This window comes from Agromyces binzhouensis (assembly GCF_042672355.1).
Lineage (GTDB): Bacteria > Actinomycetota > Actinomycetes > Actinomycetales > Microbacteriaceae > Agromyces > Agromyces binzhouensis.
Map to the genome: position 1 here is coordinate 329,485 of NZ_JBHXVJ010000004.1, position 15,869 is coordinate 345,353.

Genomic DNA, 15,869 nt, shown 5'->3' on the forward strand with positions numbered 1-15,869 from the left:
CGCGCCGCGCGCGCGCGAGCGGGTCAGGTCCGGAACAGCAGCAGGCTCGTCAGGTACGCCAGGTAGGCGACGACGAACACGGCTCCCTCGACCCGCTGCATGCGCCGCCCGGTGAGGAACACCGGGATGCACGCGATCGTCGCCCCGACCATGACCGGCAGGTCGATCGTGAGGATGCCCCGGTCGACGCCGATCCCGTCGGCCGGGATGAGGCTCGTGATGCCGAAGATGAACAGGATGTTGAACACGCTGCTGCCGAGGAGGTTGCCCACGGCGATGTCGCGCTCGCGGCGGATGGTCGCGACGATCGCGGTCACGAGTTCGGGCGACGAGGTGCCGATCGCGACGATCGTGAGTCCGATGACCGAGACCGGGACCCCGAACCCCGCGGCGAGCTCGACCGCGCCGCTCACGAGCCAGTCGGCGCCGAGGACCACGATGCCGATGCCCGCGACGAGCTGGACGGCATCGCGCACGGTGCGGGTGGGTTCCCCGGCAGCGCGTGCCCGCGGCGCGCCGAACTCGCGCGCGAACTCGGCGCGCGCGGCGAGCCCCTCCCGATGCGCCGCGCGGACGATGATCACGGTGTACACGATGCCCAGCAGCACGAGCAGCGCGCCGTCGAAGCGGGTGACGACGCCGTCGGCGCAGAGCAGCAGCAGGGTCGCCGCGGCGACCACCATCGCCGGGAGGTCGAGCCGGATCGCGTGCGACCGCAGCGTGAGGGGCCTGATGAGCGCGGCGATGCCGAGGATGAGCAGCACGTTCAGCGTGTTCGTGCCGACGATGTTGCCGAGGGCGAGCGAGCCGGTGCCCTGCGCGGCCGCGTCGATGCCGATCGCGAGCTCGGGTGCGCTCGTGCCGAGCGAGACGACGGTCACGCCGATCACCATCGGCGAGACGCCCAGCCGCGCGGCGAGCCGGGTGCCGCCGCGCACGAGCAGCTCGGCGCCGCCGACGAGCGCGAGCAGGCCCCCCACGAGCAGCAGGGATTCGGACATGCCGCTCCCTCCGAGGCTCACCGGTTCGCAGGTCCGTCCGTTCGACAGTAGGGCCTTTCGCAGCGAATCCGCAGGTGCACGGGCGGCGCGAACGCCTAGCGTCGGAGGCATGGCGGAGCGCGGGCGCGACGGCGCCGGGGCCCGCGCGGGGCACGCGCGGTGGAGTCCGCTGCGTCGTCGTCACGACGAGCCGCCGGCCTGGACGCGGGCGCTCGCCGAGGGAGACGACGCCGGGCTGTTCGGCCCGGGAAGCGCCGTGTGGGCCGTCAACGGCGCACTTCCCACGCTCGTCGCGGGGATCCGCGCGCTGCTGCTGCAGACCCTGCACCCGGGCGCGATGGCGGGCGTCCACGACCACTCGCGGTACCGGGAGGATCCGCTCGGGCGCCTCGACGGCACCGTGCGATGGGTGGCGACCACCACGTTCGGCGACCGGCGCGCCGCCGCGGCCGCGTGCGCCGCGGTGTCCCGACTGCACGAGCGGGTCACCGGGACGTACGTCGACGCCCGCGGCGAGACGCGCGCCTACGCCGCCAACGACGAGGACCTGCTGCGGTGGGTGCACGACGCGTTCACCGAGGCGTTCATCGGCGCGCACGAGCGCTGGGGCGGGCCGATCCCCGGGGGCGGCGACGCCTACGTGCGGGAGTGGGCGGAGGTCGGCCGGCTCATGGGCGTGCGCGAGCCGCCGACATCGCTCGGCGCGCTGCGTGCCGAGCTCGACGGGTTCCTCGCGGACGCGCGGCCCGACGAGCGCGTCGCCGAGGCCGTGCGGTTCATCCGACGTCCCGGGCTTCCGGGGGTCGTGGCCCTCATCTACCCGATCCTGTTCGGCGGCGCGGTCGCGTCGCTCGGCGCCCGGGAGCGCAGCCTGCTCGGCCTCCGGCGGCCGTGGTGGCCCGCGGTCACGCTCACGCGCGCGGTGCTCGCGATCGGCACGCAGCGGTTCGGGCGGATGTCGCCGAGCGAGCGCAACGCGCGCCGGCGGATCGCACGCCTCGCGGGCGCGTCGGAGTCGGCGTCGCGCGGCTGATCCGCGTTCCTCGCGTGGCGCTCCGGCCCTCGGTCGCCGCTTCGCCACGACGGGTCGGTGCGGGCCCTCAGGGCGTTCCCTGTTGCCGCACCGGTCGGGGGTCGATAGGTTCGGCCCTGCACGGCAGCATCACGCGTTCCAGCCTTGTCGAGGAGGCCCTGCGATGCTCTCCAACCACAACGTGCCCGCCGTCCAGGCACCCGACCGCCGCCTCCTGCGCGCCTTCGCGTTCGACCCGATGAGCTCGCGCCTCAGCGGCCAGTTCCTCACGGTCGACATCCCGTTCGAGACGGGGCTCCGGCCGGGCCCGGACGGCGAGCTCGTCCAGGTCGTCGACTACGACGCCACCCGGCGCCGGTGGTACCACCCCGTCGACCTCGACGACCCGCCCGTCCTCGCGCAGGAGGGCCTGCGTCCGTCCGAGAGCGATCCGCGGTCGCACCAGCAGATCGTCTACGCGATCACGATGAGCGTCATCGAGCGGTTCGAGCGGTTCACCGGTCGTCGCTTCCGCTGGCGCGGCGAGGACCGGCTCCGGCTCGTGCCGCACGCGTTCTACGGCCGCAACGCCTACTTCGACCCGGACCGGCGCGCGGTCCTCTTCGGCTACTACCGGGCCGACGACTCCGACTCGCAGGCGAACCTGCCGCACCAGCTGATGTTCACGTGCCTCTCGGTCGACATCATCGCCCACGAGGTCACGCACGCGATCGTGCACCGGATGCGGCCGATGTTCACGATCGCGACGAACTCCGACGTCTTCGCCTTCCACGAGGCGTTCGCCGACCTCGTCGCACTGTTCCACCACTTCCTGTTCACCGACATCGTCGAGGACTTCGTCGCCGGCTCGCGCAGCGAGCTCTCCGATGCCACGGCGCTGCTCTCGCTGGCGGACGAGTTCGGCCGGTCGACCGGCCGCGGCGGGCCGCTGCGCTCGGCGGTCGGGTCGGAGCCCGATCCGGCGGACTTCCAGGCGGCGCGCGAGCCGCATCGCCGCGGCGCGATCTTCGTGGCCGCCGTGTTCGACGCGTACCTCGCGACCTACCGATCGCGGATCGCGGACCTCCGACGGCTCGCCACGGGGGGCTCGGGCGTGCTCTCCGACGGCGAGCTGTCGCCCGACCTCGTCCGCCGCATCGCCGGCGAGGCCGTGAAGAACGCCGACCGCATCCTCGGCATGGTGGTCCGCGGATTCGACTACCTGCCGGCGGTCGACGTCACGTTCGGCGACGTCGTGCGCGCCGTCATCACGGCCGACCGCGACCTGTTCCCCGACGACCGGATCCATCTCCGCGGCCACCTCGTCGAGGCGCTGCGACGCCGCGGCATCTTCCCGCCCGGCGTCGTCTCGCTCGCCGACCAGGCGCTGCTCTGGCGCCGCCCGACCATCCCGCTGAACCTCACGACGGGTGATGCGACGGTCGACCTCGGGCAGCTGATCCTCGACTCGACGATCAAGCTCGACCCCGCGGCGTCCTCGGTCACCGCGGCCGGCAACGCCGCCAAGGAGCGTTCGAGGGCGGTGTACGCGCAGACCGTGAACTGGGCGAAGGCGCACGCCGTCGAACTCGGCCTCGACCCCCACGCGGGACGGATCCGGGTCCTCGGCATGCACGTCGGGTTCCAGAGCGGCGGCGACGGCCAGCCGCACCCGAGGATCTTCATCCAGATCGTGCAGCGGCGCGAGGACCTCGAGTCGGGACCCGACCGGGACACCCGGACGCGCCTCCACGCGGCCTGCACGGTGATCGCGAACGTCGACGGGCGCGTCGCCTGGCTCGTCCCGAAGCCGCTGCCGTACACCCGCCCCGCCGAGCTCGCGAAGCTGCCGGAACCGCTCCGGACGCACGGTCGCCATCAGCACGCGGCCGGCGTCGCGCGGCTCGAGGAGATCCACGACTGGTTCGACGAGGTCGAGGACGGCGACCCGCTCGCGATCTGGCTCGACCAGCCCGCGATCGGACGGTTGACGTTCGCGAGCCTGCACGCACCCGAGGAGGCCTGAGCCATGTCCGAGGCGACCGTCACGATCCGGATGTACAACCCCGGCTTCGGCGACTGCTTCCTGGTGACCGTCGCCGACGACGACGCGACCTGGCGGATGCTCATCGACTGCGGCGTGCACAGCCACGGCCGAGCCCGCGTCGGCGACGTGCCGCGGAAGATCGGCGACGTGGTCGACGCCGTCATCGCCCAGCTCACGGCCGAGAGCGACGACGGGACGCCGCGGCTCGACGTCGTCGTCGCGACCCACCGCCACTCCGACCACGTGTCGGGGTTCGCCGACGACGCCTGGGAAGCGGTCGACGTCGGCGAGGTGTGGGTGCCGTTCGTCGAGGACGAGCACGACTCCGACGCGATCGGCCTCCGCCAGGGGCTCTCCGTCGCTGCGACCGCCCTGCAGGGACTCGTCGAGCAGGCCGCCGGCGGGCGGCCGGTCGAATCGCTCGGACGTTCGATGGCGCTCGCGCTGGACTTCGCGGTGAACTCCGGACCGAACCTCGCGGCAGCGACCAGGCTGGTCGACGGCGGGTTCAAGGGCGGCGTCGAGCACCACGACGTCCGGTTCCTGCCGAAGCGCGACGCGGCGGCCAACCGCGTCGAGCTGCCTGTCGATGGTGCCGTGGTGCACGTGCTCGGGCCGAGTCGCGACCCCCAGTACCTCAAGCGGATGGACCCGCCCGCCGCCGTGCACTGGCTGGAGGAGGCGGCCGCCGAACTCGGTCGCGACGAGGACGACGACATCTTCGACCGCATGTACGCGGTGCCGCGCGACGAGGTCTCCGCCCGGGTCCCGATCCAGCTCGTCCGAGCGCGGAACGCCATGCGCCTCGGGCAGCTCGCGCTCGACGAGGAGGCGCTGCTGCGCGCGGCATCCGTCCTCGAGCGCTCGGTGAACAACACCAGCCTCTTCTTCGTGCTCGACGTCCGCGGAACCCGGTTCGTCTTCGTGGGAGACTCGCAGCAGGGCGCGTGGGAGCACGTGCTCGACGCCCCGGAGTCGCGGGCGCTCGTGACCGGCGCCGCGTTCTACAAGGTCGGACACCACGGCTCGCACAACGCGACGCCGAAGCCGGTCGCGCACGAACTCGTCCGCGCCGGCGGCGTCGCCATGGTTCCCGTCGGCACGGTGAAGGCATGGCAGGACAACATCCCGAAGTCGGAGATCCTCGAGGCGCTGCACGAGAGCGGCGCGCACGTGATCCGCGCGGACGATCCGGAGGCGGGCGCCCAGGGGGACGACGACCTCGACTTCGACGCCGCCCCGGACGGGCTCTGGAGCGAGGTGCGCTTCCGGATCCCCTGATCCGGCGCGGGCGACGGGTCAGGGGATCCGCAGCGTCGTCCAGTCGTCGTCGACCCACGTCGCGTCGGCGGGCAGCCGCGGCCGGTAGTCCGTCGCCGACATCCGCTCGCGCACGCTCGCGTGCACCCGGACACCCGGGGGGATCGGTCGCCGACGCGGCACCAGCAGGCTCCACACCGCTCCGTTCCGGTGCGCCGCTCCGGCCGAGTGCGCGTCGGAGAACCCCTCGAACTCCTTCGCGGTGCGCTTCGCGTCGAGCTTCAGGCCACGGTCGACCGCACCCTCGAGGACCCACTTCAACGCGATGGTCGAGAGCTTCGGGTCGTCGGCGTACGTGCCGCCGACGTCGGAGTGGATGCCCGCGAACCACGCCTCCTCGAGCGTCTCGGGCGCCTTGGTGCGCACCTCGTACTCGCGGAACGGGCGACGCCGCTCGTCGATCGAGATGGCGTGCCGGATGTGGCGGGCGTTCGGCAGCTGCCTCGTGTACGGCCAGTCGGGGGCGATGCGCACCACGCCGAGGGCCTTCACCGTGTCCCACAGCCCGAGGTACTCGATCGGGATCGTGCTCCGGCCGTCGACCTGCTGTGCGAACAGGCGCGAGAAGCGGTGGATCTCGTCCCACGGGATCCGCCCCTCTCCGCCGCGGCGGGCGTACTTCGCGACCGCGTACTGGAGCTGGTTCTCCGAGCCCGGGCGCATCAGCCCGACGAGGCGGAGCATCCCCGTCAGCGCACGGGCCGTGAACGCGCCTCGACTGAACCCGAACACGAAGATCCGGTCGCCCGGCTGCCAGGTCCGCATGAGCCACGCGTACGCCTCGCCGAGGTTCTGCCGCATCCCCGCCCCGTAGATCAGCCCGCCGAGTCGGGAGAGTCCGCGCGCCAGCGGGGTCCACGCGCCCGGCGACGCGAACGTGCCGACGCCGGGGTCGTAGTACGCGACCTGCGCGGTCTCGTCGGAGAGGTCGAGCAGGTCGTAGACCCGCACGCAGTTCGAGTCGGCATCGCCCCGCACCTGGCCGGCCGTACCGTCCAGGCAGAGCACCAGATTCCGCGCCATGATCGCGTCCCCCCGGACGGTCGGCACCCGCGGCTCCGCCCGAACGTCACGGTACTCCCCGGGCGTGCTCCTGCGGAAGGGAACGCCGTCGACCGCATCCCGCGTCACGGGACCGATGACCCGGCCGACGGCCGAGCCGGCCGCCTACCATCGGGCGCGACGGCCGGCCCGCTTCGCCGGCCCCGCACGGATGGAGGAGGCAGCATGAAGATCGTCGTGGTCGGAGGGGTGGCCGGCGGGGCGTCGGTCGCAGCGCGCGCACGCCGCCTCGACGAGTTCGCCGAGATCGTGGTGCTCGAGCGGGGCGACTACGTCTCGTTCGCGAACTGCGGCCTGCCGTACCACATCGGCGAGGTCATCACCGATCGCAGTCGCCTGCTGCTCCAGACGCCCGAGAGCCTGCACGAGTCGCTCGCGATCGACGTGCGCGTCGGCGCCGAGGTCGTCGCGCTCGACCGCGGGGCCAAGACCGTCACCGTCCGCGAGACCGCGAACGGTCGCGAGTACGTCGAGTCGTACGACCGGCTCGCGCTCTGCCCGGGCGCCGATCCGCTCCGGCCGCCGCTGCCCGGGATCGACCTGCCCGGCGTGCACGTGCTGCGCAACGTCACCGACATGGACGAGATCAAGGCGCAGCTCGACGAGGCGCTCGCGGCGGCGGCATCCGCACCGGGCCGATCACGCACGCCGGTGAAGGCGGTCGTCATCGGCGCCGGCTACATCGGCGTCGAGATGGCCGAGAACCTCCAGCACCGGGGAGCCTCGGTGACGATCGTCGAACTCGCCGACCAGATCCTGCCGCCGCTCGACAAGGAGGTCTCGGTCCCGGTCGAGCAGCACCTGCGCAGCCGCGGCGTCGAGCTGTTCCTCTCGACCGGTGCGGCGGCGTTCTCCGAGCGCCCCGGCGGCGGCCTCACGGTCGAGCTCACGAACACCCGGTTCGTCGACGCCGACCTCGTGATCCTGTCGGCCGGCGTGCGGCCGAACGCCGGCCTGGCGGCGGATGCCGGCCTCGAGCTCGGGCCGCGCGGCGGCATCCGCGTCGACACGCACATGCGCACGTCGGACCCGTCGATCTGGGCGGCGGGCGACGCCGTCGAGACCCCGCACACGGTGCTCCCGGGCTCGTGGATCACGCCGCTCGCCGGCCCCGCGAACCGCGAGGCGCGCGTCGCGGCCGAGAACATCTGCGGGCGCGACACCGAGTACCGCTCCACGCAGGGCACGTCGATCGTGAAGGTGTTCGACATGGTCGCGGGCGGCACGGGCGCCACCGAACGCCAGCTCCTGGCGGAGGGCATCGAGTACCGCGCGATCCACATCCACCCGTCCGGCCACGCGGGCTACTACCCGGGCACGGCGCAGATGCACCTGAAGCTCCTGTTCGCACCGGGCGACGGGCGCATCCTCGGCGCCCAGGTCGCGGGGTTCGACGGCGTCGACAAGCGGCTCGACGTGCTCGCCACGGCCATCCGCCTCGGCGGCACGGTGCACGACCTCGAGGAGCTCGAGCTCGCGTACGCGCCGCCGTTCGGGTCGGCCAAGGACCCCGTCAACATGGCCGGCTTCGTGGCGAGCAACGTGCTGCAGGGCGACCTCGTGCTCTGGTACGCGAGCGACTGGCCCGAGCGGGTGGAGGGCACGCGGCTCGTCGACGTGCGTACACCCGAGGAGTTCGGCATCTGGCACATCCCCGGTGCCGAGAACGTGCCGCTGGCGACGCTGCGCGGGGCCAGCGAGGACTGGGACCGGACGGTGCCCGTCCGCCTCTACTGCGCCGTGGGGTTCCGCAGCTACCTCGCCTACCGGCTGCTCGTGCAGCGCGGCTTCGCCGACGTCGCGACGCTCTCGGGCGGATCCAACACCTTCCGATTCCGGCACGAGGTCGAGCCGGCCTCGACCGTCGCGCCGCCGCCGGAGATCGCCTACGCCGAGGCGGTCGACCTCATCGCCGCGACCAAGGGGACGGGGAGGTCGGTCGACCTCGACTGCACCGGGCTCGCCTGCCCCGGCCCGATCATGCGGCTCTCGGCGACGATGGGCGACCTCGCCGCGGGCGACGAGGTCGTCGTGCGCGTCTCCGACCCGGGGTTCGTCAGCGACGGCCCCGCCTGGGCGGCGAGCCACGGGCACGAACTGCTCTCCATGACGCCCGACGGGCCGGGCTACGTCGCGGCCTTCCGCAAGGGCGGCGCAGCGGCATCCGGGGCCACGGCAGCCGTCGAGCGGAAGAACCAGACGTCGTTCGTCGTGTTCTCCGGCGACCTCGACAAGATGCTCGCCGCGTTCATCATCGCCAACGGCGCCCTCGCCATGGGGCAGCAGGTGTCGATGTTCTTCACGTTCTGGGGGCTGAACGCGCTCCGGCGGGACCACGCGCCGAAGCGCGAGCACGGCGCGCTCGAGCGCATGATGGGCATGATGATGCCCTCCGGCCCCGACCGGCTGCCGCTCTCGCAGATGAACATGGCCGGCGCCGGTCCGGCGATGATCAAGCACGTCATGAAGGAGCACGACGTGCAGTCGGTCCCCGAGCTCATGACCGCCGCACGCGAGGGCGGGGCGCGGCTCATCGCGTGCACCATGACGATGGACCTCCTCGGCATCGCCGAGACCGACCTGCTGGAGGACATCGAGTTCGGCGGCGTCGCGACCTTCCTCGGCGAGGCGGAGAAGTCCGGGACGACGCTCTTCATCTGAGTCCTCCCGCGTTCGGCCCCCGAACGGGGTCGGACGCCGGAGTCCGAGGTTCTCCCGTGCGCGGGGCATCCGCCCCTAGCATTGGCGCATGAGTGCGCCTGTCTCCGCACCCGACACCACGACGAGCCCCGCCCGTCGCAAGGTGCGGCTGCGCCGCGGTTCGACCGACCGATCGGCGGCCGCGCTGCTGCTGACCGGCACCGTGCTCGCCATCCTCTGGGCGAACTCGCCGTGGGGCTGGACCTACGAGGCGTTCTGGGAGACCGAACTCGAGATCGGCCTCGGCGGATGGCAGATGCACGCCACGCTGCACGACGTCGTGAACGACGGGCTCATGACGCTGTTCTTCTTCGTGGTGGGCCTCGAGGTCAAGCGGGAGTTCACGATCGGCGAGCTCACCGACCGCTCGCGCGCGATCGTGCCGATCGTCGCGGCGATCGCCGGACTGGTGATCCCCGCCCTGCTCTTCGTGGTCATCGCGCTGCCGACCGGTGAGCTCAGCGCGTGGGGCGTCGTGATCTCGACCGACACCGCGTTCCTGCTCGGCGCCCTCGCGATCATCGGTCCGCCGTTCCCGGCCCGGCTCCGCACGTTCCTCCTCACGCTCGCCGTGGTCGACGACGTCGGGGCGCTGCTCGCGATCGGCATCTTCTACAACACCGGGCTCGACCTCGTTCCGCTCGCGATCGCCGCCGTGCTCATGGTCGCGATCGCCCTCGTGCGGTACCTGCGGGCCGGGCGCGGCCTCGCCTACGGGGTGCTCGGCATCGCGCTCTGGGTCGCGATCGCCATGGCCGGCATCCACCCGACCCTCGCGGGCGTCGCGGTCGCGCTGCTGATTCCCGTGTTCCCGCCGCGCCGGACCGAGGTCGAGCGGACCGAGGAGCTCACGCGCGCGTTCCGCGAGTCGCCGAGCGCCCAGTACGCGGCCGCGGTGAACCGGAGCCTCCGCGAGTCGCTGTCGATCAACGACCGGCTGCAGGCCGAATGGGGCCCGTACATCGCGTTCCTCGTGCTGCCGATCTTCGCGCTCGCGAACGCGGGCGTGCACCTCGACGCCGAGACGCTCGCCTCGGCCTTCGCCTCGCCGCTCACGTGGGCGATCATCGCCGGCCTCGTCGTGGGCAAGTTCGTCGGCATCACGGCGGTGACGGCGATCGTGCGTGCGACCGGCATCGGCCGGCTCGCGCCGGGACTCGGCATGCCGCGCGTCGCAGGCGGCGCGGCCCTGTCGGGCATCGGGTTCACCATCTCGCTGTTCATCGTCGGGATCGCGCTCCCCGACGGGGAGTTGCAGGACCACGGACGGGTCGGCGTGCTGACGGCATCCCTCGTCGCCTTCGCGCTCGGGTGGGCGATCTTCGCCATCGCCGATCGCCTGGATCCGCCGAAGGCGGTCGGCAAGGTGCTCGCCCGGCCGTTCGACCCCGAGCGCGACCACTACCGGGGGCGCCCCGACGCGCCCTACCAGATCGTCGAGTACGGCGACTTCGAGTGCCCGTTCTGCAGCCGCGCGACCGGTTCGATCGACCAGGTGATCCGGCGCTTCGGCGACGAGGTGTGCTGGGTCTGGCGGCACCTGCCGCTCGAGGGCGTGCACCCGCATGCCAAGCTCGCGTCCCAGGCGTACGAGGCGGCGGCGCTGCAGGGCCGGTTCCTCGAGATGGCGCGCACGCTCTTCCAGCACCAGGACGCGCTGGAGACCGACGACCTGTGCCGCTACGCCGAGGAGATCGGCCTCGACGTCCCCCGGTTCCTCGAGGACCTGCAGTCGCCCGCCGTGGTGCGCCGCGTGGAGGACGACCAGATCGACGCCGAGTTCATGGACCTGCACTCGACGCCGACGTTCTTCGTCAACGGTCGCCGGCACATCGGGCCGTGGGACTCGCGCAGCCTGATCCGCTCGCTCGAGGCGTCGGCATCGGTGCCTCCGGAGCCCGCGGCCGAGCGCTGACCGCTCCCGCTGCGCCGGCTCAGCCGGCGGCGGTGCGGTGCCGGGACACCCCGACGACCACGAGCGCCGCGCCGATCGCGGCGTAGATGACGAGGGCGACGAGGTCGCCCCAGCCGGAGCCGACGCCGAGGCCGGCGAGGAGCAGGCTGTGGCCGGGGCCCGTCGGGATGAGGTTCGCGGGCCCGGCGATCGCGGCGGGCACGGTCGAGGAGACCCCGGCCGCGAGGCCGATGACGGCGGCGATCGCGGCCGCCGTGCGTCCGGGCCCGCCGAAGCCGGCGGCGAGCCCGTGGTTGACGAGGGCGAACACGGTGCCGATGAACACCGCGGCCGCGGCGAAGCCCACGCGCGCGGCGGCGTCGGCGTCGAGCGCGGGCTGCAGCGCGAGCCCGACGAGCAGGCCCTGTCCGGCGCCGAGCGCCGCTCCCGGCCAGATCGAGCGCCCGGCGATCGAGACCGTCGACGCGGACGTGAGCAGGCGACGCTGCGGCACCGCGCGGCGACCGAGGGCGAGGACGATGGCGCCGACCCAGAGCGCGAACGTCGCGAACAGCGGCACCGACTGCGTCCCGCTCGCGGGGACCGCGACGTCGGAGCGGGCGGGCTGCGCGACGACCGACGAGAGCGTCGCGATGTCGGAGTCCGAGTAGGTCGGGATCTGCTCGACGGCCTCCGCGAGCCCGTCGGAGAGCTGCGCCGCGCCCGACGAGGTCTCGTCGGCCCCGGACGCCACCTCCTGCGCGCCCGAGTTCACCTGCTCGCCGCCCGCCGCGCTCTCCGCGGCCCCGGCCGCGACCTCGTTCGCGCCCGCCGCCGACGCGTCGGCACCCGCGACCAGGCCGGGCATGCCGGCCGCGAGCTGGGCGTTGCCCGCCGCGACCTGATCCGCTCCGGAGGCGAGCGCATCGACGTCGCCGTCGACCGCCTGGACGCGCGCGAGCACGCTCCGCCCGCGTTCGCAGACGGCACCCGGGCGCACGGCGCACAGGTCGTCGACGACGCGGGCGACGTCCGCGGTCGCCCCGTCGAGTGCCGCGGCGATGGCGTCGAGCGCCGCGGCGACCTGCGCCGAGCCCGTCGCGAGCTGCGCGGTGTCGGACGGCAGGGACTGCACGGAGGCGTCGAGCTGCGCGAGGCCCGCGGCGAGCGAGGCGGCGCCCGAGTCGAGCGAGTCGAGTCCGGACGCGAGCTGCGACGTGCCGTCGGCGAGCGAGGCTGCGCCGCTCGCGAGCGACGACGCGCCCGACGCCAGTTCGGCGGCGCCGTCGGCGGCCTGGCCGATCTGCTCGTTGATGGTGTTGAACCCCTGGTAGACGTTGCCGAGGTAGCGCTCGGTGAGCTGGGCGTTGAACGTCGCGACGGCCGCCTGCGTGATGACCTCGGTGAGCGCGGGGTCGAGGTAGGCCGACGCGGGCGTCGTCTGGACGTGCAGCGTCGCGTGCACGGCATCCGCCGCGGGGCCGGAGATCGAGGTCGCGTCCGCGGAGAACGACGGCGGGATCGTGAGCACGGCGGCGTAGCGACCGTCGCGGAGGCCCGTCGCGGCGTCGTCGTCGTTCGTCAGGATCCACGTGAAGTTCGGACCGGTCGGTGCGGGAGTCGCCGTCGCGTCGGGCCCGGGGTCGTCGGGAGCCCCCTCGCCCGCGATGCCCCCGATGAGGCCTGCGGCGAACTCGCGGCCGAGCGGCACGGTCTGCCCGTTCAGCTCCACCGGCTCGTCGTCGTTGACCACCGCCGCGGTGACCCGGTCGAAGTCGCTCACGGGCGCCGCGAGCCCCCAGGCGAGCAGCCCGGCGATCGCGAGGGGCAGGAGCAGCACGCCGACGATCCCGAGGGCGCCGAGGCGTTCGGCGCCCTGCGACGACGAGAACGAGGTGTCGGTCATGTCGTCGTCCCCGTCGTCGCCGCCTGCCTCGCGGGTCGAGCGGATGCCGCCGGCTCGAGCACCGTCCGGCCGATCCCGTGCGGCAGGACCGCGTCGGCCGTCGACGCGCGCTCGCACGAGACGAGCACGGTCAGCGGATGCCCCGTCCGACGTTCCGCGCCGCGCGCGGCGCCGGTGAGGACCTCGAGGAGCTCGTCGCGCGCCGCCGCATCGGCGAGGAGGTCGACGCCGTCGACGGCGAGGAGCTCGGGGCCGGCGGCGGCGGCGTCCACGACCGCGGCGATCGGGTCGGGGCTCGGGCCGACCTCGACGACGGCGCTCCGCGCGCGCACGCTCCGCGCCCGTACGGGAAGCACGAGCCCGACGCACTTCAGCCGGCCGTCGACGATCGGGCGGCGGCCCGTGAACGCGAGCAGCACCGCGCGCCGCTCCTCGGGCGTCGCCCCGGCGACCACGAGCGCCTCGCCGGCCGGAACGCGCACGTCGAGGTCGACGAGGCGGGGCTCGTGCCGCACCGCGACGCCCTCGCCGACGATCGCGAACGCGTCGCCCGGCTCCGGCCAGTCGGCCAACTCGTCCTCGCGCGCGAGCCCTTCGCCCTCGACGTCGAAGCGGGGGAGCACCCGATCGAGCCCGGCGGGGAACCACCACGCATGCCGGCCGAACCAGGCGAGGACCGCGGGCGTCAGCGTCATCCGCACGATGAACGCGTCGATCGCGACGCCGGTCGCGAGCCCGAAGGCGATCGGCTGCATCGACGCCTCGCCGTTCAGGATGAAGCCGCTGAACACCGTGAACATGATGATCCCGGCGGCCGTGACCACGCGTGCCGAGGCGTGGAACCCGCGCTCGATGGCGGGCCGCGGCTCGCCGTGCTTCAGGTAGTCCTCGCGCATCCGGCTGACGAGGAACACCTCGTAGTCCATCGCGAGCCCGAAGAGCACGCCCATCACGATGATCGGCATGAAGCTCGTCACCGACCCGACCGACTCGACGTTCAGCGGTCCGGCGAGGACCCCGTCGACGAACACCAGGCTCGTGAGGCCGAAGGCGGCGCCGATGGAGAGCACGTACCCGAGCGCCGCGGTGATCGGCACGACGATCGAGCGGAACACCATGGCGAGCAGGACGAGCGAGAGCCCGACGACGAGCAGCCCGAACGGCAGCAGCGCGCCGCCGAGGCGCTCCGAGATGTCGACGCCGAGCGCCGTGTAGCCCGTCACCGAGAGGTCGACCGCGTAATCCTCGAGGAACGCGTCGTGCATGGCACGCAACCGGTGCACGAGCTGCTCGGTCTGCTCGGAGTCCGGGGCGCCGTCGGGGATCACCTGGATCACGGCGGTGTCGCCCGTCTCGTTCGGCGTCGCGAGCGGCACGGCCGCGACGCCCTGCACGTCGGCGACCTCGGCGGCGATGTCGTCGACGAGGTCGACGGGATCGGTGCTCTGGATGACGGAGCCCGTGAGGATGAGCGGACCGTTGGCGCCGGCGCCGAAGTGCTCGGCGATGAGGTCGTAGGTGACCCGCCCGGGGGCGCCCTCGGGAAGCGAACCCGAGTCGGGGAGGGCCAGGCGCAGGTTGACCGCGGGCATCGCGGCGAGGGCGAGGACTGCGGTGATGAGCACGACCGTCACCGGGGGCCAGCGGATGGCGCCGCGCACCCAGTACCCGAAGAACCCGCCGGGCCTGGCGTCCGCCGCGGCATCCGCCTCGCCCGTCGCGGTGGGCTGGGCCTCGGCATCCGCCTCGCCCGTCCCGGTCTGCTCGGCGTCGTGGTCCTCCGGTGCCTCCGATTCCTTCGTCTCCTGCGCGGGTGCCTCGTGCCCCGGCCGGTACCGCTTCGGCACGACGTGCCACCCCGCGAACGACAGCAGCGCCGGCGTGAGGGTCAACGCGACGAGCGCGGCCGTCGCGACGGCGAGCGCCGCCGAGAGCCCGGTGACGGTGAGGAACGGGATGCGCGCGACGGAGAGCCCGAGCAGCGCGATGATCACGGTCGTCGCCGCGAACATGACCGCGGAGCCGGCGGTCGCGACCGCGCGCGGTGCGGACTCGGCGGGCGGCATCCCGCGCTTCACCTGGTCCTGGTGGCGGGAGACGATGAAGAGGGAGTAGTCGACCCCGACCGCGAGTCCGAGCATCACCGCGAGGAGCGGTGCGGTCGAGGTGATCGTGAGCCAGCGCGTCGCGGTGAGGACGACGGCGACCGAGGCGCCCACGCCGACGAGCGCGGTCGTGATCGGCATGCCCGCGGCGACGAGGGAGCCGAACGTCACGATCAGGACGACGAGCGCGATGAGGATGCTCGTGAGCTCGCTGAGGCCGATCCCGGGGTTCACCTGCGAGTACAGGGAGCCGCCGACGGCGACCTGCGACCCGTCGGGGAGGTCCCCCTGGAGCGTCGCGCCCTCGGACTGCAGTGCGTCCGACGTCGAGGGCAGCACGTCGACGGCGCCGACCGAGAGCTGGATCGTGACGAGGACGGCCGAGGCGTCCGACGCGATGTCGGCAGACGACCCGCCGTCGTACGGCGAGCTCACGCCGGAGACCTGGGGGATCGCCTCGATGGCGGTGATCGCGTCCTCGACCGCCGACTCGAAGTCGTCGTCGGTGACGTCGCCGCCGTCGGGGGCGACGGCGATGAGCTGCGCCGAGGTGCCGGAGAACTGGGGGAAGGTGCGCGCGAGGGCGTCGAGCGCGTCCTGGGATTCGGTTCCGGGGAACGCGTAGGTGTTGTTCGTCCCGGTGCCGACGAGCCCGGCGATCGTGAAGAGCACGGCGAGGATGCCGACCCAGACGAGCACGACGAGGATGCGGGCGCGGTAGGCCCATCGTCCGAGCGCGTGCAGAGCCGAGGACACGTCTCTCATTCCCCCCGAAGTGGAGTTGAATGACCCTCAACCTAGGGCGCGGCGCCGGGGGACCGC

The 15,869-nt window shown here is 73.2% G+C and carries 9 protein-coding genes; 5 read left to right on the plus strand and 4 right to left on the minus strand.

Features of this window, described 5'->3' with window-relative positions; translation table 11 throughout:
* Nucleotides 1-23 precede the first annotated feature (23 nt).
* Entirely contained in the window at nt 24-1,001 is a 978-nt protein-coding gene (locus ACFVHK_RS09355; protein WP_129235971.1) for a calcium/sodium antiporter, read from the minus strand.
* Nucleotides 1,002-1,110: 109 nt separating this feature from the next.
* Between ACFVHK_RS09355 and ACFVHK_RS09360 the strand changes: the two genes are divergently transcribed.
* The 3 genes from ACFVHK_RS09360 (at nt 1,111) to ACFVHK_RS09370 (ending at nt 5,341) form a co-directional block, all read left to right on the plus strand.
* On the plus strand, nt 1,111-2,034 hold the full coding sequence (locus ACFVHK_RS09360; protein ID WP_376928579.1) for an oxygenase MpaB family protein: 924 nt from the start codon (nt 1,111-1,113) through the stop codon (nt 2,032-2,034).
* A 163-nt stretch (nt 2,035-2,197) separates the two neighbouring features.
* On the plus strand, nt 2,198-4,039 hold the full coding sequence (locus ACFVHK_RS09365; RefSeq protein WP_129234192.1) for a hypothetical protein: 1,842 nt from the start codon (nt 2,198-2,200) through the stop codon (nt 4,037-4,039).
* A gap of 3 nt (nt 4,040-4,042) precedes the next feature.
* Nucleotides 4,043-5,341, plus strand: coding sequence for a hypothetical protein (locus ACFVHK_RS09370; RefSeq protein ID WP_376928580.1), 1,299 nt, complete (start codon nt 4,043-4,045; stop codon nt 5,339-5,341).
* Nucleotides 5,342-5,359: 18 nt separating this feature from the next.
* Here the strand turns inward: ACFVHK_RS09370 and ACFVHK_RS09375 are convergent, their stop codons facing one another.
* Nucleotides 5,360-6,403 (minus strand): DUF2235 domain-containing protein, encoded by a 1,044-nt coding sequence (locus ACFVHK_RS09375; RefSeq protein WP_129234190.1) that lies wholly within the window; start codon nt 6,401-6,403, stop codon nt 5,360-5,362.
* A 204-nt stretch (nt 6,404-6,607) separates the two neighbouring features.
* On the opposite strand from ACFVHK_RS09375, the gene ACFVHK_RS09380 reads away from it, so the two are divergent.
* Both ACFVHK_RS09380 and nhaA read left to right on the plus strand, forming a co-directional pair.
* Entirely contained in the window at nt 6,608-9,103 is a 2,496-nt protein-coding gene (locus tag ACFVHK_RS09380) for an FAD-dependent oxidoreductase (RefSeq protein WP_376928581.1), read from the plus strand.
* 88 nt (nt 9,104-9,191) lie between these two features.
* Entirely contained in the window at nt 9,192-11,057 is a 1,866-nt protein-coding gene (gene nhaA / locus ACFVHK_RS09385) for a Na+/H+ antiporter NhaA (RefSeq protein WP_129234188.1), read from the plus strand.
* Nucleotides 11,058-11,076: 19 nt separating this feature from the next.
* Here nhaA and ACFVHK_RS09390 read toward each other — a convergent pair whose 3' ends face one another.
* A complete protein-coding gene (locus ACFVHK_RS09390) occupies nt 11,077-12,942 on the minus strand; it encodes a YhgE/Pip domain-containing protein (protein WP_376928582.1) in 1,866 nt (621 codons plus the stop codon).
* On the minus strand, nt 12,939-15,812 hold the full coding sequence (locus tag ACFVHK_RS09395; RefSeq protein WP_376928583.1) for an MMPL family transporter: 2,874 nt from the start codon (nt 15,810-15,812) through the stop codon (nt 12,939-12,941). The genes ACFVHK_RS09390 and ACFVHK_RS09395 overlap by 4 nt, the downstream gene beginning before the upstream one ends.
* Nucleotides 15,813-15,869: the final 57 nt, after the last annotated feature.